This window comes from Oleiagrimonas sp. C23AA, from assembly GCF_011759385.1.
Taxonomy (GTDB): Bacteria; Pseudomonadota; Gammaproteobacteria; order Xanthomonadales; family Rhodanobacteraceae; genus Oleiagrimonas.
The window spans coordinates 156,056-173,860 of sequence record NZ_JAARLY010000004.1; the positions used below are offsets into that span (position 1 = coordinate 156,056).

Here is a 17,805-nt window from a genome sequence, read left to right on the forward strand (position 1 = left end):
GGGTGATGGCCTGACAGTCAGCCGGCGTCGGGCTCCGGCGCCAGCAGCGCGTCCAGATCGGACTGATCGAAACGCAAGGTGTCGCGGCTGCCGCCGCCTTCCAGCACGGCATCGGCCAGCTCGGCCTTGCGCGCCTTCATCGCTTCGATGCGCTCTTCCACCGTGCCGGCGGTGATCAGGCGGTACACGAACACCGGCTTGTCCTGACCGATGCGATGCGCGCGGTCGCTGGCTTGCGCCTCGGCCGCCGGGTTCCACCACGGGTCGTAATGGATCACGGTATCGGCGGCGGTGAGGTTCAGGCCGACGCCCCCGGCCTTCAGGCTGAGCAGGAACACCGGCACCTCGCCATCCTGGAAGCGGCGCACCGGTTCGGCGCGATCGCGCGTGTCGCCGGTCAGCATGACGTAGGGCAGGCCCTGCGCCTTGAGCGCGTCGGCGATCAGCTTGAGCATCTCGGTGAACTGGCTGAACACCAGCATGCGTCGGCCTTCGGCCACCAGCGCTGGCAGCATGTCCATCAGCAGTTCGAACTTGGCCGATTCAGCCACCTGCTGCGCCGATTCCAGCTTGACCAGGCGCGGATCGCAGCAGGCCTGGCGCAGTTTCAGCAAGGCGTCCAGCACCATGATGCCGCTGTGCTCGAAGCCACGTTCTGCAATCACCTCGCGCAATTCCTCGGTCAGGCTCAGGCGCAGGCTTTCGTACAGCTCACGCTGGCCGCCTTCCATCACCACGCGGCGGGTGATCTCGGTCTTGGGCGGCAGCTCGGAGGCCACCTCGGCCTTGGTGCGGCGCAGGATGAACGGCGCGATGCGCCGGTTCAGGCGCGCCTGGCAGTCGGCGTCCTGCTGCTTTTCGATCGGGCCGCGATAGTGACGCCGGAAGGCGGCCTCGTCGCCGAGCAGGCCGGGCACGGCCAGGTCCAGTTGCGACCACAGCTCGCCCAGATGATTTTCCAGCGGCGTGCCGGACACGCACAGGCGGCGCGGCGCATCCAGGGCCAGCAGCGCGCGGCGTGCCTGCGTGCGCGGGTTCTTCACCTGCTGCGCCTCGTCCAGCACCACCACGCCGAAGCGATGCGTGCGCAGCACTTCGATATCACGCGGCAGCAGCGCGTAGCTGGTCAGCACAATGTCGTGCGTGGCGATGTCGTCGAAGGCTTCGCTGCGTTGCGGCCCTTGCAGCACCAGCACACGCAGATCGGGTGTGAAGCGGGCCGCCTCGGCCTGCCAGTTCGGTACCAGGCTGGTCGGCGCGACCACCAGCGCGGCCTGTTCCAGCTGGCCGGACTGCTGGAGCGTGGCCAGATGCGCCAGCAGCTGCAGGGTCTTGCCCAGGCCCATGTCATCGGCCAGCACGCCGCCGACGCCGGCCTCGGCCAGCGCGTTGAGCCAGCGCAGGCCTTCGCGTTGATAACCGCGCAACTGCGCATTGAGCCCGGCCGGTGGTGTATCGCTGGCCTGCTCGGCGGCCTCGCGCAGGCGGCGCGTAAAGCTGCGCAGCTGCTCGGGGGCACGCAATTTCTTGTCGTCGGGCAGCGCTTGCGCCAGTTCTTCCAGACGACCGGCCTGGACACGCGGCAGGCGCAACTGCTGGCGCTGGCGTGGCCGCTCCAGGTATTCGGACAGTGGCGCCAGCATGCGCCGCAGCTGGTTCAGACGCAGTGGCACGCGGCGGCGCTGATCCAGCGGCGCATACCAGACCGCATCCTCGGCCTCGTGCGCGCCGGGCGTCAGGCTGAGCTGCTGCTCGCCCAGCGCCTGTGCCACCGCCGGCAGCAGGTTGACGCGCTGGCCGTCGACCTCGATGCCCACTTCCAGGTCGAAGCTGTCCTCGTGCGCGGTGGCATCGCCGTACCAGCTGACCGGTGCCTCGACCACCTCGAACGGGAAGTCGCTGGCGTATTCGATGCTGAACTGCTCGGTCTCCAGGCGCTCACGCAGGCCAATCCAGCGGCCTGGCGTGTTCACTTCCAGCGCGCCGGCATAGCCTTTGCCCGGGAACATCCAGGCATCGTCGGGCAGTTGGTCGACCATGTCCCAGGGCAGGCCTTCGGTATCCACCGCCGGGGTCAGGCCAAGGCCTTCCAGGCGCTCCATGCTGGCCAGTTCCTCGGCGCGGCGGCGCTCGATTTCGACCAGTTTGCCCTCGTGCAGACGCCGAATCAGGGGCTCACCGCCGCGACCGGGCAGGCGTTCGCCGGCATAGTCGAACGACAGTCGCGCATAGGCCACGCGGCGGCTGGCGCGGGCCGGCGTATCGCGTGCCTCGCCTTCACCGTTGTGGCCGTTGCGGGTGACCCGGCCCAGCGTGTGCAAGGTCAGCACCGGACGCGGTGCCACGTCGGCCCGCTCAAGCGCGCCAAACACCTGCGGCGGCGGCAGCGTGTCGCCCAGCGCGCTTGCTTCAAGTGCGCTGGCCAGCGCGGCGCTGTGTTCGGGCGCCAGTGGCGGCGCATCAAGCAGATGCGCCTGCTCGCGTGAGTGTTCCAGCATGCCGATCTCGGCACGCTCGGCGTCCAGGTACCACAGTGCACCGATCCGCAGCAGGCGTTGGCCGTGCGGCAGTTGGGCGCTCAGTTGCTGGCTGCCGTCCTCGCGCTGGCGCCATTGCCAGCGCAGCGTCATGGCGTGGCCGCGCGACAGCCGCAGGCCGGCGACGCCGCCGAGAAAGCACGGCGCGGTATCGAGCATTTCGGCCAGCAGTGCGTCGCCCATGCTGCCGGCAAGGTGCGCGTAGCTGCGGTTCTTGCGCGCGCTTTGCGGCAAACCCAGCATGCAGGCGGCCAGGCGCTGTTCCTGCGCCGGCAGGCCAAGGTGCGCCAGACGCCGCGCGTCCAGTGGCACGGCGCGACCCAGGCGGCCGTGTTCGAGCACGCTCAGCGTGACCGGCGCCACTTCCAGGTGCGCAGCGCCGTTGCCGTCGTCGATAAGGTCGAGGAAAAAGCCCAGCGCGCCATGCTCGCCATGCACGCTTTCATGCGTGTGATCGCGTTCGAGCAGGCGCTGCCAGGCACCCGGCAGCGAGCCGCGACGCGGCTGGGTGGCGTCGCTGGCCGGGGCGTTCTGACGATGGCGTTGGGCGCGCGTCATGCGTGCGTCTTCGCTCCGGTCGGCAGGACCAAAACGGATAGCTTAGCAGCACCTAGCCCGTAGACACGCGAACGGCGCCACAAGGGCGCCGTCGCATCATTCAGCTGGTGGCAGGCTCAGTGCCCGAACAGCAGCTCGGGGTACTCGGGCTTCTGCTCGCGCGACATCAGCATGCGCAAACCTTCATCCGGCGTCACCTCGCCGTGCAGCACGGCATGCACACCCGCGGCGATGGGCAGATCCAGGCCATGCTTGTCGGCCAATCGCACCACCTCGTCGGCGGTGACCACGCTTTCGACCACCTGGCCGATTTCACGCACCGCCTCGTCGATCGGCACGCCACGACCCAGCGCCAGGCCCAGGCGCCGGTTGCGCGACAGATCGCCGGTGCAGGTCAGCACCAGATCGCCCAGACCGGACAGGCCAATCAGCGTTTCCGGGCGTGCGCCCAGCGCAATGCCCAGCTGCAGGATTTCGTACATGCCGCGGGTAATCAGGCCGGCGCGGGCATTCAAGCCCAGCTCCATGCCATCGGCCACACCGGTGGCCACGGCCAGCACATTCTTGACCGCGCCGCCCAGCTCCGCGCCAAGCACATCGCCGCCGGTGTAAGCGCGGAAATTGTCGGCGTGCAGCAGGTTGGCCAGGCGCTGCGCGAAATCGTCATCGGACGAATGCACGGTCACCGCCGTGGGCAGCCCGGCCACCACCTCGCGTGCAAAGGACGGCCCGGTAACCACCGCCGCCGGTCGCTCCGGCAGGTGTTCGGCCACTAACTCGTGCAGAAAGCGCCCGGTGCCGGTCTCAAAACCCTTGGTGGCCCAGGACACCGCGCAGCCTGGTTCGAGCATCGGCGTGATGGTTTCCAGCAGCGCCGCAAAGGCATGGCTGGGCACCACGATGAGCACGATGTCGGCACCACGCAGCGCGCGCGCCAGATCGGCCTCGTATTCAAGCGATTCGGGCAGCTGAAGATCGGGCAGGTAGCGCTTGTTGCGGCCGCTGGTGGCCATCTCCGACAGCGCCTGGGGATCACGACCCCACAGGCGCGTCGGCGTGCCATTGCGTGCCAGCAGCGCGGCCAGGGCGGTGCCCCAGGAGCCGGCGCCCAGAACGGCGACCTGCGTCGTTGCCTGGCTACGCATCGGCAATCAGCTGTTCAGATGCTGCGGGGCGGCTTCGCCGTCCTGCTGCTGGCGCATCTGCTCGGCGTACAGCGCATCGAAGTTGATCGGCTGCAGCAGGAACGGCGGGAAACCACCGTCGGAGATCATCGTCGAGACGACCTGACGCGCGAACGGGAACAGCACGTTCGGGCAGTAGGTGGCCATGATGCCCTGCAGGTCTTCGTCGCCAAAGCCGGCGATGCCGAAGATGCCGGCCTGGTGCACTTCGGCCAGGTACGCGGTGCGGTCGCCCAGCGTGCAGGTGACGGTCAGGCTGAGCACCACTTCATGCGTGTACTCGGCAATTTCGGTGGTCTTGTGGCCCAGGTTCAGCTGCACCTGCGGCTGCTCCTGGCTCTCGCCGATTTCCTGGAACACCTGCGGCGCGTTCGGCGCCTCGAACGAGGAGTCCTTGATGTAGACCTTCTGCAAGACCAGCTGCGGCTGGTTGTCGCCGGCCTCGGCGCCGTTGATTGGGTTCTGCTCTGCCATGATTGCTTGAAACTCCCCGCGGGATGGATTGCGAAACGAATGATTGTTCCATAGATGGTGACGCCATGCCTACCTGCAAGGACTTGTAAGTACTGGCGTGTTCGGCGCATAATAGCCAGCTTGCCCTGTTGTGTCTGGCCTTGCGCCACCCGTCTTCGCATCGCGCGCGTGAAGGCGTCACGGCAACGGCAAACCCCTCCAGCGAACGCGCATCCAGGGCCCTTGAAGGTTCTGCGCTGGGCCGACGCCGTCCTGGCCAATGGGCGGTTCACACACGATTTCGGAGGTCATCATGGCCCGAGTTTGCCAAGTTACCGGCAAGGGTGTGCGGACGGGTAACAACGTCTCCCACGCCAACAACAAGACCCGCCGTCGCTGGTTACCCAACCTGCACGAGCGTCGCTTCTGGGTTGCCAGCGAGAACCGCTGGGTGAAGCTGCGCGTGTCCAATGCGGCGCTGCGTACCATCGACAAAAACGGCATCGAGGCCGTGATCGCCGAGCTGCGTGCCCGCGGCGAGAAGATCTAAGGAGGATATGAACCATGCCTTCCAAGCGCGATAAAATCCGCCTGATTTCCTCGGCCGGCACCGGCCACTTCTACACCACGGCGAAGAACAAGAAGAACACGCCGGAAAAGATGGAGATCAAGAAATACGATCCCGTCGTCCGTAAGCACGTGATCTACAAGGAAGGCAAGATCAAGTAATGCCAGCGGCCGCCCCGGCGGCACGGCATCACGACTTGCCTTCGCGGTACTCGCCGTACCGTGGAATAAAAAAACCCGCCCTCGTGGCGGGTTTTTTTTGGCTGCGCGAGCAGAAGGGGCGTATTGCTAGGTGTCCGGTCGCGTCAGAGGGCTAACTGCACACATCGGTTGATGTTGATTATTTGGACCTGTCGCTTGTGGCCGCTTGCGACCAGTGGCCACGGGCTGGAATCGGCCAGAAGCGACCATTCAAGGGTCACTCTGCCTATCAACCTTTTTAGCATTCTCTTTATTTGGAGGCCGGGCGACGACCTCGTGGAGCAAGTCGTCGAAGCATTGCCCGCGCTCGCCTCCCGACATCTTGAAATCAGTGGGCCACAGCACTACTTCGCCAGGAAAAATGTTGTTCGCAGACGTTGGCGTAAGCCGAAGGCTGCCATTAGCCTTATCTTCCGGAGACAATCGAAACAACGCGTAAGAGACGCGGCGGCCATTAACAATGTCCCACACGACACCGCGGAAGGTTCCAGTGAGACCGACCTTCCCGTCGATCATGACCCTCGACCAGGGAGCTAGGGCATGCTTCGCCATGTACGCCGAACGAATCTCTCCGCGGTACTCGCCTTGGCCGAGGTACTCGATCTCAAGTTGTATATCTCCGTCGTCGGGAGGATGAGTGCCGTCGCTAATAAGATTCCGACCCACCCACGCGTTAGGGTCACTTGAGAAACGCCCGACGTACTTCTGGTAGTCGATCGCCGCATTGAGAGTTGCTTCTTTTGCCGGCGAGAAATTCTCCGAGAAGGAAACGATCTTGGCTGGCAATTCGAGCACCCCGACAAGCGCTGCTGCTATCCAGCCGGAGGCAAAAATTAGCCAGTGCACCGAGGTCAGCCATCGTGGCTTCTTCTGATTCGCTGGTCTTCCCCTCGGCATCCTGTCGCCAGGCATTCTCCTATTCTTTCCCCTGGCCATGCCCCCTCCTGTTTTTCGGAAGCCACATTGGCAGCGTGGGCGGTGACCTGCTGGGCGCGCTCCTGCCTGCGTAGCTGGCTACGATCTTTGTATTTCTCGGCATAGTAACCGAGTTAACGACGCCACCTCGAACGTCCCCTTTGGGTCGTAAATCGCCGATCGATAGGGCCATTCGGATGATCGGGTGCGCCGGCGGCGTTAGCCGCCGCTCATCAGTTGGGAGGCTGGGTTCGTCTTGCGCACAAGCATAAGGGAGCACAGTTTGACGACGCTCTTTTTTGCGCCTTGTGGGGTCGCTCGCTGGCATTGAGCTAACGTCTGCCCGATTGCATGATCCTTCCGCAGTGCGTTGGTACGGATTAATTCCAGACATAAAAAAGGCCCGCCGAAGCGGGCCTTTCATTAACCAATGCGCGGGCCTTGGAATCAGGCGGCGGTTGGCAGGCGGTAGCCTTTCAGGCGCTGGGCGAATTCCTGCAGAGTGCGAATGCCGCTTTGCTCGGCTTCGTGAATCCACTGCTGTAGTGCCTTCAGGGCCGAATCGGCGCCGCGCTGTTCCATCAGGGCCACCAGGCGGGCACGGTAATCGCATACCACCTGCAGCTTGGGACGCTGTTCGACCACGGCGTCGAGCTGGGCGCGCTTGTCGCCGTCCAGCCAGCGGCCGCCGTCGGCCATGGCGCGACGCAAGCGCTTGGGCACGTCACGAATGCTTTCGCCGGCATGGGCGGCTTCCTCGCGCAGCGTCGGCACGATGACGTTGCGGTAGAAGTCGGTCATGGCGTGGAAGCGATGCGTGAGCACGGCTTTGAGCGTGTCGGTATCGGGCAGCGCCACGTTCGGACGCACGTCCAGCGACGGCGCCACGCGCAGCACCTTGGCCAGCTTCACGGCCTGCAGGCTACGGATCACCGCCCAGCCGATGTCGAACTCGAACTTGCGCAGCGCGAACTTGGCCGAGCTGGGGAACGCGTGGTGGTTGTTGTGCAGCTCTTCGCCGCCAATCCACACGCCCCACGGCACCAGGTTGGTGGCCGTGTCGGAGCTTTCGAAGTTGCGATAGCCCCACCAGTGGCCCAGACCGTTGACCACGCCAGCAGCCCAGAACGGAATCCACGCCATCTGAATGGCCCAGATAGCCACGCCGGCCACGCCAAACAGAGCGATGTTGATCAGCATCATCAGCACGATGCCGGCCATCGGATGGCCTGCATAGACGCGACGCTCGATCCAGTCGTCGGGCGCGCCACGGCCGTACTTTTCCATGTCCTCGCGGCGCTCGCTGGCCTCGCGGTACAGCGTCACGCCATCCCAGAACACGCGCTTGATGCCGTAGATCTGCGGGCTGTGCGGGTCTTCCTCGGTTTCCACCTTGGCGTGGTGCTTGCGGTGGATGGCCACCCACTCCTTGGTCACCATGCCGGTGGTCAGCCAGGCCCAGAAGCGGAAGAAATGTGCGATGACGGGATGAAAATCCACGCCACGATGCGCTTGGCTACGGTGCAGGTACAGGGTGACCGCGAAAATGGTCAACTGCGTCACCACCAGCAGGTAGATCAGCATGGTGCCCCAACCGGCGCCGGAAAGGCCGCGCGCGGCGAAATCGAGCATCGAATCAAACATGGGAACGGGTACCGCGTGAAGAAAGGGTGGTGTGATTCCAGTGTACGCGCCCACTACCGTACCCGCCAGCACGGTGGCGGGGAAGAAATGTGCGTAACAGCTTGTTTCGGCTTGTCCAAACCAGATTTGCCGGCTCGTTCCTTCGCGCCGGTGAGCTGCGAGCCGTTTCGGCCCGATCGTTCGGTGACACAAGCTGATCGGGCCTTGGGCCCGGTGAATCACCCTGCAACGCGCAGCTCGGGCGCTGCAGGAAGTGGCTCGACGTGAAATGGGTGTCGACCCTGTTGTTAAAACATGGGGGCGCCGACAGAATGCACAAGTGGATCACGCTCAGCCCCTCCTTGAAGTCGATGATGTCAGCCGCCGTCTGGGCGGGCGCGACATTGTTCGCGATATCTCGTTTTCACTGGCACGCGGCCAGGTGATGGGCCTGCTCGGCGTCAATGGCGCCGGCAAGTCGACCACGCTGTCCATGCTGGCCGGTGCGCGCACGCCCAGCCGGGGTCATATCCGCTTGCTGGGCCAGGATCTGAATCAGGCCCCTGCGTCTCTATGTCGGCACATCGGTTGGCTGCTTGAGCATGCGCCGCTGTGGCCGGAGCTGACCGTGCGCGAGCAGATCCGTGCCCGCGCGCAGCTGGCCGGGCTGCGCGGCAAGGCGGTATCGCAGGCCGCCGAAGCCATCATCGAGCGCCTGGCGCTGGGCGAACTGGCGCGGCGCCTGACCGGCATTCTTTCGCAGGGTCAGCGCCAGCGGGTCGGTCTGGCCTGCGCGCTGGTGCATTCACCGGACCTGCTGGTACTGGATGAGCCCGGCAACGGCTTGGACCCGATGCAGACCGCCGAGTTGCGCGCGCTGATCGGCGAGCGCGCCAGGGCCGGTTGCGCGGTGATTCTGAGCACGCACCTGCTGCACGAGGTGACCGCGGTCTGCGATCGCGTGCTGATTGTGCACCAGGGTCGCGTGCGTCACGAAGCGCCCTTGCAGGCGGTGGCCTCTGGCTGGCGCATCACCCTGGCCGAGGCTGCCAGCCCGGAGCGTGTGCTGGCGCTGGCGCCGGTGGCGAGCGCGCAGCCGCATCAGGGCGGTCTGGTATTCGAGATCACGCTGAACGCGGGCGCCGATGCGCCGGCGTTGGCACGCGCGGTGGTGGCGGCGGGTCTGCCGCTGAGTGGCCTGGTCGCCATGGGTAGCGATCTGGAGCGTACCTTCATGACTATTGCCGCGACCCGCGCGCCGGAGGCGGCATGAATGCGGCCGTGTGGCGGGTGGAGTGGCGCCGCTTGTGGGTGCGCCCGTTTGCCTGGACGCTGGCGGCGGCCACGCTGGCCTGGCTGGGTTGGCAATTCACCCTGTTGCTGGGCCAGTTTCTGGATAACCAGGTGCGCCTGGCAGCGTTGGCCGATGGCCCCGGTTATACCGACCTGGTCGCGGTGCCATTGCTGGCGCAGCTGGCGCAACTGGCCCTGCTGGTGGTGCCGCTGATGAGCATGCAGTCGATTGCGGGCGAGCGCCGTCATGGCACCTTGCCGTTGTGGTTTGGCGCCGGCGTGTCGCCCACGCGCATGGTGCTGGGCAAATATGGCGCCATTCTGGCCTGGCTGATGATCTGGCTGGGGCTGTGTCTGTTGATGCCGCTGGCGCTGTCCGGCGCCACCACGCCCGATTGGGGCAAGCTGGCCGCGGCCACGTTGGGCCTGGCGTTGACCCTGGCCACGCTGGCGGCGATCGGTGTGGCCTGCTCGGCGTTCGCCTCGCATCCGGCACTGGCGGCCGCGGCGTCGTTGGTGGTCACGTTGATGCTGTGGGAAGCCAATCGCGGCGCGCAGGCAGCCGGTGAACTGGGTGGATTGATCAACTGGCTGGCGCTGCCCAGCCATCTGCAGCCGATGTGGCGCGGGTTGGTATCGACCACTGATGTGGCGTGGTTCGTGATCGTCATCGTGGTGGCGCTGGTGCTGGCCATTCGCCGCGTCGCGGCGGAAAGGGTGAGGGGCTGATGCGCGAACGTCTGGATGCGTGGCTGATCGCACTGGCGCTGCTGATAGGTGCGCTGTGCCTGGGCTACCTGAGCACGCGTTTCAATGTCTCCAGCGACTGGAGCGCCGGCCAGCGCGCCAGCCTGAGTGCGCCCAGCCGGGCGGTGCTGCACAAGCTCGATGGGCCGGTGCGCATTGTCAGCTACGCGCGCCCGGGCGGTGATCTGCGGCCCACCGTGGCAGCGGTCATTGCCAAGTTCCAGCGCTTCAAGCCGAACATCACCTTGAGTTTCGTCGATCCGGAAACCGACCCGCAGGCCATGCGCCGTCTGGGCATCAGCGTCGATGGCGAATTGATCGTGCATTACAAGGGGCACCAGGAGCGGCTGGATCAGCTGTCCGAGCGCAGCCTGACCAATGCGCTGACGCGGCTGGCACGTGGCGGTGACAAGCTGGTGGCGTTTGTCACTGGCGATGGTGAGCGCAATCCTGGTGGCCAGGCCAATGCCGACCTTGGCACCTTCATCAGCCAGCTTTCCCAGCGCGGCATTCGCGCCGTGCCGCTCAATTTCAGTCAGGCCAGCGCGGTGCCGCAGGGCACCAGCCTGGTGGTGCTGGCCAGTCCGGTGGCGCAACTGGCGCCGGGCGCAGTGCGCGCGCTGGTCGATTATGTGGATACCGGCGGCAACCTTTTGTGGCTGACCGAGCCGGGCAGCGATGAGCTGGGCCTGGCGCCGCTGGCGACCACGCTGGACATCAAGCGCTTGCCCGGCATGTTGCTCGATGGCAGCGGCGCGGCGCTGGGTTTGCACGATCCGCGTCTGCTGGCGCTGGGCAGCTATCCGCCCAGCGCGATCACGCGTGGCTTTGTCATGACCACACTTTTCCCTGAGGTGGCCGCGCTGGCGGTCACCTCCGACCAGGATTGGAACGCGCAGCCGCTGCTGGCCTCGGGGCCGCAAAGCTGGCTGCAGGCAGGGGCGGCCAGCGCCGACAGCGCTTATGCCAAGGCGGCCGGGCAAACCCGTGGGCCATTCGACTTCGGCTTTGCCTTGAGCCGGCTTTCGCCCTCGCCCAGCCACAACCAGCAGCGCGTGGTGGTGATCGGCGACGGCGATTTTCTGTCCAACAGCTATCTGGGCAACGGCGGCAATCGCGCGCTGGGCGAGCGCCTTTTCGACTGGCTGCTGGGCGACGATGCGCTGGTCGACATGCCCTCGCGCGCTGCGCCCGATCGCATTGTGCGTCTGTCGCAGGGCGGCCTGAGTGCGATCACGGCGATTTTCCTGGTGCTGCTGCCCCTGGTCTTGCTGCTGAGCGGGTTGTTGATCGCCTGGCGCAGGCGGCGGCGCTAATGCGTCGCGGCACCGCGCCACGCCTGGCGCTGCTTGGGGTGGTGGTGGCGCTGGCCGCTGTGGCCGGCTGGCAGTGGCAGCGTCAGCGCGCCGCGCAAACCGGCCATTTGCTGAGGCTGGCGCCGTCGGCGGTGACCCGCATCGATGTTCGTCTGGGTGCTGGACCGTGGCAGCACTATGTGCACCGGGCGGGTCGCTGGCAGCGGCGCCATGGTGATGGCGCGATCGATCAAGGCCAGCTTGAGGCCTTGGCCCGGGCGGCGGCCATTCCGGTACTGCACTGGCGCGCGGCGGCCGATTTCCAGCCGGCGCGCATCGGCCTGGCGCCGCCGCAGATCACGCTGGTGCTCAATGGTCATGTGCTGGCTTTTGGCGCCACCTCGGCGGTGGGGCCGCAGCGTTACGTAAAGGTTGGCCCCCGCATCGCGCTGGTGCCGTTGATCGATACGCCGCGCGTCAAAGGCCGTGATGATGTGCACGAAAACCTGGGCGCGGCGCCGGCCGCTGGCGCGCCTTGAGCGCATGTGTGCCTTGAAGCGGCCGCCCTGCCGGCCCCATTTGTGCTGCCATGCCTGAATTGCCGGAAGTCGAAACCACCCGCCGCGGGATTGCGCCGCATCTTGAAGGCCGCCGCATCGAGCGCGTGGTGCTGCGCCGTGGCGATCTGCGCTGGCCGATTCCGGCCCAGATCACCGAGCAGCTTCCGGGGCAGCAGATCACCTCGGTCGAGCGGCGCGCCAAATACCTGCTTTTGCATACCGCGGTGGGCAGCGCGCTGGCGCATCTGGGCATGTCCGGCATGTTGCGCGTGCTGCCGCCCGATACCGCGCTGGGCAAGCACGATCACTATGACTTTGTGCTCGATTCGGGGCGCGTACTGCGTTTTACCGATCCGCGCCGCTTTGGCTGCCTGCTTTGGCAGGCACCGGGCAGCACGCATGATCTGCTCGGCACGCTCGGGCCCGAGCCGCTGTCGGCGGCGTTCGATGGCGAACGATTGTGGCGATTGTCACGCGGCCGACGCTCGGCGGTGAAGGTGTTCATCATGGATCAGGCGGTGGTGGTCGGCGTGGGCAACATCTACGCCAGCGAGGCGCTATTTGCCGCCGGTATCGATCCGCGCCGCGCCGCCGGCCGAGTCTCGCGGCAGCGTTACCAAGCGCTGGCCGCGGCCATCAAACGCATTCTCGCTCACGCCATCGAGCGGGGTGGCACCACCTTGCGTGATTTTCTCAATCCCGATGGCGCGCCGGGGTATTTCGAGCAGGAGCTGGCGGTATACGGGCGCGAGGGTGAACCCTGCCGGCGCTGTGGCGGTGCCGTGGCGATGCGTGTGCTGGGCCAGCGCTCAACCTTTTTCTGTCAGCACTGTCAACGCTAGTCAGCTTGCGTTCATATAAGTGACATGCGGCGCTGCGACAAAAGCGCACACCAACACCGGTAAATCCCTTGTCAGCAGTTATTTGCCGCTCCGATCGCAAAATATTGCGACGCAACAACGCACGTTCTTTGGGTGTTGACAAAGATATTTTTTATTGATCCAAAGTTGTGGAAAGCGTGCCGGGATGGGCGTAAGTTGCTCCCATGGTTTCAAGACTTTGGGAGGAGTCATGAACCGTAAACTATGGATTTTGCTGGCACTGTTGTCAGCTTCAGTGGTGACCGCGCAGGCGGCCGAAGGGGCGGCTTCTACCTGCAAGGCACCGACACTTACGCCGGACGCCAATGCGCGCTATGACGAAATGGACCCGGCATCGCGCCCGGATCGCTTTGTCGACATGAGCGATCAGGTCAGCGCCACCTACATCAATCAGGAACTGAGCGTGGCGCCGCGCAACACCAAGTTGTTGGTGGCACGCGGTTATTCCAACGCCCAGGCGCACCTTCGCCAAGCGGCCGAACGCGATTTCAAGGCGGCCTTGGCGGCCAACCCGAAGGACGAGCACACCTATCTGTCCTACGGCTGGGCCTTGTTCGAGATGGGCGACGATGCCTGTGCCATCACGCAGTGGCAGAAGGCCGCGGCGATGCAGGGTGGCCATCCGGCCTGGTTGCCACAGGCGCTGGCCGAGAGCTACTGGCGCATGGGTCGACACGCGCTGGCCCTGCGTTGGTACGACGTAGCCGTGCGCAGCCATCCCGAGCGCTGGGGCTCGGTGGCCTCGATCCACGCCATGACGGCCGGCCGCAACTACTCGGACGCCCAACGCGACATGCTCGAGACCATCTTCACCACTTGGAAGCAGCAATCGCCGCGCACGGATATCGCCTCACGCTAACGCGTCAGGTCGGAACCATCCGGTTGCGGGATTGGCCTCTGCTTGGATAAAAAAACGCCCGGCACCTTGATGGTCGCCGGGCGTTTTTTATTTCCTGGGAAGTGCTTTGGCTCAGCTGCCGGCGGGCCAGCGCACCTCGACATAGGTGTTGTTGAACTGCGGGTCGTCTAATCCGCCGCCGTGGGCACAGTGCAGCGGGCCGACAATGCCTTCCACCTCCAGCTCCTGGCCGTCGGCCAGATGCCCGCCCAGGGCGTTTAGTTCGACCAGGCGCTCGCACAGCGCGCCGGCAATGTTGAGATCCTTGCGCGGCACGCCACGGATGCTCAGGTCGGGGCGACCAAACTTGCGCATGCCGCGCGTGCGCACCCAGGCGTTACCGCCTTCCTCGTCGTGGGCCAGAATCACCACGTGGTTGCGCGGCGGCGCGCCGCCATCCACCAGATAACGCTCGCGCCAGGCGGGGGCGTCGAACAGGCTCAGGATCTGCGGATCAACGACCACGTCGCCACCAATATCCAGCAGCGCGGCCAGCACGCCCAGGGTATCGCGCAGATAGTCCAGGCTGGCGCGATCGTCCAGGGTGCCGCTGATACGGATCACTTCCGGCGCCTGCTTGGCGGCATCGAAGGCGATCGGCGCGTCGTGCTCCAGCACCTCGCCCAGTGCACCGCGCAGGGGATAGCCCTCCCACGTGGCCAGCGTCTCGTTGGGGTAGCGGTGCATCTCCATGCCTTCGGGCAGACCGTTGCTGCCATAGCGCGCGGCCGGCAACACGATCTCATCGGGGAAACGTCCGAAGATGAAAAATACCAGCAGCGCCGAATCTTCGCCAGGAGCCCAGTACGGGCGCGGCCATTCGGCTTGGGGCGGCGGAGGAGCTTCGGTCATGGTCGGATCCTGATTTTCAGTAAAGGTGCACGGGCCCTTCAGGCCTCGTCCGGCTCGCCCAGCGGCAGCATCGGCTGTTGCAGCTCGACGCGGCCCTCGCCATTCATGATCTTCTTGAATTCGGCACGGCTTACCGAGACGTAGCGGTCGTTACCACCAATCTCAACCTGCGGGCCGTCGGTAAGCGCGCGGCCCTGCGCATCGACGCGCACCACCATGGTGGCCTTGGCGCCGCTGTGGCAGATGGTTTTGATCTCTTCCAGGTTGTCGGCCCAGGCCAGCAGATGGCGGCTGCCCTCGAACAGTTCGCCACGAAAATCGGTACGCAACCCGTAGGCCAGCACCGGAATATGCCGCTGGTCGACCACTTCGCCGAGCTGCCATACCTGGGCGCGTGAAAGGAACTGGGCCTCGTCGACCAGCACGCAGTGCAGCGGCCCACGGTCGGCGATATCGGCCTGTACCATGGCGTTGAGGTCGGCATCGGGCGCAAAGCGTCGTGCCTTGGCCTTCAGGCCGATGCGCGAGGCGACCATGCCCTCGCCGAAGCGGTTGTCCAGCGCCGGGGTCAGGATCAGCGTGCGCATGCCGCGCTCATGATAGTTGTGCGCGCTCTGCAGCAGCGTGGTGGTCTTGCCGGCATTCATGGCCGAGTAATAGAAATACAGCTTCGCCATCGTCTGGTTCGTCTATCGGTATGACCGCTCATGGTACCGCGCGTTGCGCCGCCAGGCTCACCCCATGGCACATCACTGTGCCGGCGCCGGCGAAGGGCTCCCTTTGATGGTCCATGCGGGGTGCGATCACAGTATCTAAACCCCTCGCCGATCATCCCGGGCGCGATACTGGAAGCTTTGCATCCGATGATGGCGCGGTCGGTCACGGTGGCGATGAAGGGGTGCCGCCCTCTGCTACCATCGTGGCGCCGGCATCTTGCGACGACCGGCCGCCTTTCCCGATGTGCACCTGCCATGCTCAACCCCGAACAACGCGCCGCGGTGGAATACTGCGACGGCCCGCTTTTGGTGCTGGCCGGCGCCGGCTCCGGCAAAACCCGCGTCATCACCGAGAAAATCGCCCACCTGATCGGGCGCCGTCAGTTGGCGCCGGGCAAGATTGCGGCCATCACCTTTACCAACAAGGCCGCGCGCGAGATGCGCGAGCGTGTGGCCAAGCTGATCAGCGCCGAGGCTGCCTCCAAACTCACGGTGTGCACCTTCCATGCGCTGGGTCTGAAGTTTCTGCAGATCGAGCATGATCGCGCCGGTCTGCGCCGCAATTTCTCGATTCTGGATGCCGACGACAGCGACGCCATCATCAAGGAGCTGGCGCCGAAGGATCTGAAAAAAGACCAGCTGTTCATGCTGAAGAGCTTGCTCAGCCGAGCCAAGAACGATGGCCTGACGCCCGCGCAGGCAATGAAGGCCGCGCGCAGCCCGGCCGAGATCGAGGCGGCAACCATTTACGACCTGTACCAGCAGCGCCTGACGTCCTACAACGCGGTCGATTTCGACGATCTGATTCGTCTGCCGCTGGCTGTGCTGGAAGCCGATGCCGAATGCCGTGCCGGCTGGCAGGAGCGACTGCGTTACCTGCTGGTGGACGAATACCAGGACACCAACAACGCGCAGTACCGTCTGCTGCAGCTACTGGCCGGCGAGCGCGGGCGTTTCACCTGCGTGGGCGACGACGACCAGTCCATCTATGCCTGGCGCGGCGCCAACCCGGAGAACATCGACCAACTGGCGCGTGACTGGCCAACGCTGCGCGTGGTCAAGCTCGAGCAGAACTACCGCTGCGCCAAGCGCATTCTGCGCGCGGCCAACACGCTGATCGCCAACAACCCCCACATGCACGTCAAGAAGCTGTGGAGCGAGCACGACGACGGTCCGCCGATCCGCGTGCTCGAATGCAAGGATTCGGACCACGAGGCTGAGCGTGTGGCCGCCATCGCCGCGCATCTGGCCGAAAAGCACAAGGCCGAGTTCAGCGAGATGGCCATTCTCTATCGTGGCAACCATCAGGCGCGTGCGCTGGAGAAGGCGCTGCGTCTGGCCCGTGTGCCTTACCACCTGAGTGGTGCGCAGAGCTTCCTGGACCGCGCCGAGGTCAAGGACGTGCTGTGCTATCTGCGGCTTCTGGCCAACCCCACCGACGACTCGGCGTTCCTGCGCGTGGTCAACACGCCCAAGCGCGAGATTGGCGCCACCACGCTGGAAAAGCTGGGCCAGCTGGCGCAGTCACGGCATGTCTCCATGCTGGAAGCGGCGCACAGCGACGCCGTGCTCAAATCGCTGGCGGCACGCTCGGCCTCGGCGCTGGCTGGCTTCACCGATCTGATCGAAGGCCTGCGCCGTGACGTGAAGCGGCTCTCGGCGGCCGAGCTGGTCGAGGAGATTCTGCGCCGCTCGCGCTATGGCGAGCACATTGCCAGCCTGTCGCCGGACCCGGCCATGCGCGAGCGGCGCCTGGGCAACCTGCGCGAGCTGGCCGACTGGTTCCGCGCCATGAGCAAGAACGGCGGCAACGCCGGCGACCTGGCCGCGCAGCTGGCCTTGCTCAGCCATGCCGACCGCGACGACCCCGGCAACGCGCTGCGCATGATGACGCTGCATGCGGCCAAAGGCCTGGAGTTCCGCTTCGTATTCGTGGTCGGCTGCGAGGACGGCACACTGCCGCACGAGGGCGCCCTGGACGAAGGCCGTGTCGAGGAAGAGCGGCGTCTGATGTACGTGGGCATCACCCGCGCCAAGCAAGTGCTGACATTGTCTTGGTCGGCGCGCTCCAAGCGCTACGGCGAAATTCTCGCCAACCAGCCCAGCCGTTTTCTCAAGGAACTACCGGAAACCGACCTGCATTGGCAGGGCCGCGACCCGGAGGCCGACGCCGAAGCAGCCAAGGAAACCGCCGACTCGCACATCGCCCGCCTGGCGGCTTTACTGGCGGACTGAACCTCTCATACAGCCCCAAGATGAAGCCTTCTGAAGATGGTTTGGCTACTAGCCTACCCGGTTGAATAATCAAGCGGGTTTTCCGCCAGCCATCGATTCACAGAAAGCTTGTCTGTTGAGTCGGCAGCTTACTCATCGGCCGATACAGGCGACAGACTTCTTCGCATTTGTGTCGCCCCCACAGCTGACATCCACGCCGTGCCGGAATCGGCTGTCATAGCGCGATACTCAGTCTCATCGGTCGAGGTCAACCTGCGGCGCGAGAGGCGAGCATGGCTTCGATGGTTAAC

The 17,805-nt window shown here is 65.3% G+C and carries 16 protein-coding genes; 9 read left to right on the forward strand and 7 right to left on the reverse strand.

The window, feature by feature from the left end; all coding sequences use genetic code 11:
* Positions 1 to 17 precede the first annotated feature (17 nt).
* The 3 genes from HBF24_RS08620 to secB all read right to left on the reverse strand — a co-directional run bounded on the left by HBF24_RS08620 (position 18) and on the right by secB (position 4,753).
* The gene (locus tag HBF24_RS08620) at positions 18 to 3,095 is read right to left on the reverse strand and encodes a DEAD/DEAH box helicase (protein WP_167171865.1); all 3,078 of its coding nucleotides are present in this window, start codon (positions 3,093 to 3,095) and stop codon (positions 18 to 20) included.
* 116 nt (positions 3,096 to 3,211) lie between these two features.
* Entirely contained in the window at positions 3,212 to 4,240 is a 1,029-nt protein-coding gene (locus HBF24_RS08625) for an NAD(P)H-dependent glycerol-3-phosphate dehydrogenase (RefSeq protein WP_167171868.1), read from the reverse strand.
* A gap of 6 nt (positions 4,241 to 4,246) precedes the next feature.
* Positions 4,247 to 4,753 (reverse strand): protein-export chaperone SecB, encoded by a 507-nt coding sequence (gene secB, locus HBF24_RS08630; protein WP_167171870.1) that lies wholly within the window; start codon positions 4,751 to 4,753, stop codon positions 4,247 to 4,249.
* A gap of 292 nt (positions 4,754 to 5,045) precedes the next feature.
* Between secB and rpmB the strand changes: the two genes are divergently transcribed.
* Together rpmB and rpmG are read left to right on the forward strand one after the other, a co-directional pair.
* Positions 5,046 to 5,282, forward strand: a complete 237-nt coding sequence (rpmB, locus tag HBF24_RS08635; RefSeq protein ID WP_167171873.1) for a 50S ribosomal protein L28 — start codon at positions 5,046 to 5,048, stop codon at positions 5,280 to 5,282.
* Positions 5,283 to 5,296: 14 nt separating this feature from the next.
* Entirely contained in the window at positions 5,297 to 5,461 is a 165-nt protein-coding gene (rpmG, locus tag HBF24_RS08640; RefSeq protein WP_167171876.1) for a 50S ribosomal protein L33, read from the forward strand.
* Positions 5,462 to 5,710: 249 nt separating this feature from the next.
* Here rpmG and HBF24_RS08645 read toward each other — a convergent pair whose 3' ends face one another.
* Positions 5,711 to 6,436 carry a hypothetical protein gene (locus HBF24_RS08645; protein ID WP_167171878.1) on the reverse strand — a complete coding sequence of 242 codons (726 nt, stop codon included), beginning with the start codon at positions 6,434 to 6,436 and terminating at the stop codon, positions 5,711 to 5,713.
* 426 nt (positions 6,437 to 6,862) lie between these two features.
* The gene (locus HBF24_RS08650) at positions 6,863 to 8,059 is read right to left on the reverse strand and encodes a fatty acid desaturase (RefSeq protein ID WP_167171881.1); all 1,197 of its coding nucleotides are present in this window, start codon (positions 8,057 to 8,059) and stop codon (positions 6,863 to 6,865) included.
* 319 nt (positions 8,060 to 8,378) lie between these two features.
* On the opposite strand from HBF24_RS08650, the gene HBF24_RS08655 reads away from it, so the two are divergent.
* The 6 genes from HBF24_RS08655 (at position 8,379) to HBF24_RS08680 (ending at position 13,673) form a co-directional block, all read left to right on the forward strand.
* Positions 8,379 to 9,311 carry an ATP-binding cassette domain-containing protein gene (locus HBF24_RS08655; protein WP_343162734.1) on the forward strand — a complete coding sequence of 311 codons (933 nt, stop codon included), beginning with the start codon at positions 8,379 to 8,381 and terminating at the stop codon, positions 9,309 to 9,311.
* Positions 9,308 to 10,060, forward strand: a complete 753-nt coding sequence (locus HBF24_RS08660; RefSeq protein ID WP_167171884.1) for an ABC transporter permease — start codon at positions 9,308 to 9,310, stop codon at positions 10,058 to 10,060. Before HBF24_RS08655 ends, HBF24_RS08660 begins: the two co-directional genes overlap by 4 nt.
* On the forward strand, positions 10,060 to 11,394 hold the full coding sequence (locus HBF24_RS08665) for a DUF4350 domain-containing protein (protein ID WP_167171887.1): 1,335 nt from the start codon (positions 10,060 to 10,062) through the stop codon (positions 11,392 to 11,394). Before HBF24_RS08660 ends, HBF24_RS08665 begins: the two co-directional genes overlap by 1 nt.
* Positions 11,394 to 11,912, forward strand: coding sequence for a hypothetical protein (locus HBF24_RS08670; RefSeq protein WP_167171888.1), 519 nt, complete (start codon positions 11,394 to 11,396; stop codon positions 11,910 to 11,912). The genes HBF24_RS08665 and HBF24_RS08670 overlap by 1 nt, the downstream gene beginning before the upstream one ends.
* A 50-nt stretch (positions 11,913 to 11,962) precedes the next feature.
* Positions 11,963 to 12,775 (forward strand): bifunctional DNA-formamidopyrimidine glycosylase/DNA-(apurinic or apyrimidinic site) lyase, encoded by an 813-nt coding sequence (gene mutM / locus HBF24_RS08675; protein ID WP_167171891.1) that lies wholly within the window; start codon positions 11,963 to 11,965, stop codon positions 12,773 to 12,775.
* A gap of 229 nt (positions 12,776 to 13,004) precedes the next feature.
* Positions 13,005 to 13,673, forward strand: coding sequence for a tetratricopeptide repeat protein (locus tag HBF24_RS08680; protein ID WP_167171894.1), 669 nt, complete (start codon positions 13,005 to 13,007; stop codon positions 13,671 to 13,673).
* Between the two features lie 111 nt (positions 13,674 to 13,784).
* Here the strand turns inward: HBF24_RS08680 and HBF24_RS08685 are convergent, their stop codons facing one another.
* Positions 13,785 to 14,564: a hypothetical protein gene (locus HBF24_RS08685; RefSeq protein ID WP_167171897.1), complete on the reverse strand. Its 780-nt coding sequence runs from the start codon at positions 14,562 to 14,564 to the stop codon at positions 13,785 to 13,787.
* A 38-nt stretch (positions 14,565 to 14,602) separates the two neighbouring features.
* Positions 14,603 to 15,241: a thymidine kinase gene (locus HBF24_RS08690; protein WP_167171899.1), complete on the reverse strand. Its 639-nt coding sequence runs from the start codon at positions 15,239 to 15,241 to the stop codon at positions 14,603 to 14,605.
* A 294-nt stretch (positions 15,242 to 15,535) separates the two neighbouring features.
* On the opposite strand from HBF24_RS08690, the gene HBF24_RS08695 reads away from it, so the two are divergent.
* The gene (locus HBF24_RS08695) at positions 15,536 to 17,515 is read left to right on the forward strand and encodes a UvrD-helicase domain-containing protein (RefSeq protein ID WP_167171902.1); all 1,980 of its coding nucleotides are present in this window, start codon (positions 15,536 to 15,538) and stop codon (positions 17,513 to 17,515) included.
* The last annotated feature ends 290 nt before the right edge of the window (positions 17,516 to 17,805 follow it).

Excerpts from the sequence above, each read along its gene's own strand:
- HBF24_RS08625 (WP_167171868.1), bottom strand. The coding sequence starts at position 4,240 with ATGCGTAGCCAGGCAACGACGCAGGTCGCCGTTCTGGGCGCCGGCTCC.
- HBF24_RS08645 (WP_167171878.1), bottom strand. The coding sequence starts at position 6,436 with ATGGCCAGGGGAAAGAATAGGAGAATGCCTGGCGACAGGATGCCGAGG.
- HBF24_RS08670 (WP_167171888.1), top strand. The coding sequence starts at position 11,394 with ATGCGTCGCGGCACCGCGCCACGCCTGGCGCTGCTTGGGGTGGTGGTG.
- HBF24_RS08685 (WP_167171897.1), bottom strand. The coding sequence starts at position 14,564 with ATGACCGAAGCTCCTCCGCCGCCCCAAGCCGAATGGCCGCGCCCGTAC.
- mutM (WP_167171891.1), top strand. The coding sequence starts at position 11,963 with ATGCCTGAATTGCCGGAAGTCGAAACCACCCGCCGCGGGATTGCGCCG.
- rpmG (WP_167171876.1), top strand. The coding sequence starts at position 5,297 with ATGCCTTCCAAGCGCGATAAAATCCGCCTGATTTCCTCGGCCGGCACC.
- HBF24_RS08650 (WP_167171881.1), bottom strand. The coding sequence starts at position 8,059 with ATGTTTGATTCGATGCTCGATTTCGCCGCGCGCGGCCTTTCCGGCGCC.
- HBF24_RS08620 (WP_167171865.1), bottom strand. The coding sequence starts at position 3,095 with ATGACGCGCGCCCAACGCCATCGTCAGAACGCCCCGGCCAGCGACGCC.
- HBF24_RS08695 (WP_167171902.1), top strand. The coding sequence starts at position 15,536 with ATGCTCAACCCCGAACAACGCGCCGCGGTGGAATACTGCGACGGCCCG.
- HBF24_RS08665 (WP_167171887.1), top strand. The coding sequence starts at position 10,060 with ATGCGCGAACGTCTGGATGCGTGGCTGATCGCACTGGCGCTGCTGATA.
- secB (WP_167171870.1), bottom strand. The coding sequence starts at position 4,753 with ATGGCAGAGCAGAACCCAATCAACGGCGCCGAGGCCGGCGACAACCAG.
- HBF24_RS08690 (WP_167171899.1), bottom strand. The coding sequence starts at position 15,241 with ATGGCGAAGCTGTATTTCTATTACTCGGCCATGAATGCCGGCAAGACC.
- rpmB (WP_167171873.1), top strand. The coding sequence starts at position 5,046 with ATGGCCCGAGTTTGCCAAGTTACCGGCAAGGGTGTGCGGACGGGTAAC.
- HBF24_RS08680 (WP_167171894.1), top strand. The coding sequence starts at position 13,005 with ATGAACCGTAAACTATGGATTTTGCTGGCACTGTTGTCAGCTTCAGTG.
- HBF24_RS08660 (WP_167171884.1), top strand. The coding sequence starts at position 9,308 with ATGAATGCGGCCGTGTGGCGGGTGGAGTGGCGCCGCTTGTGGGTGCGC.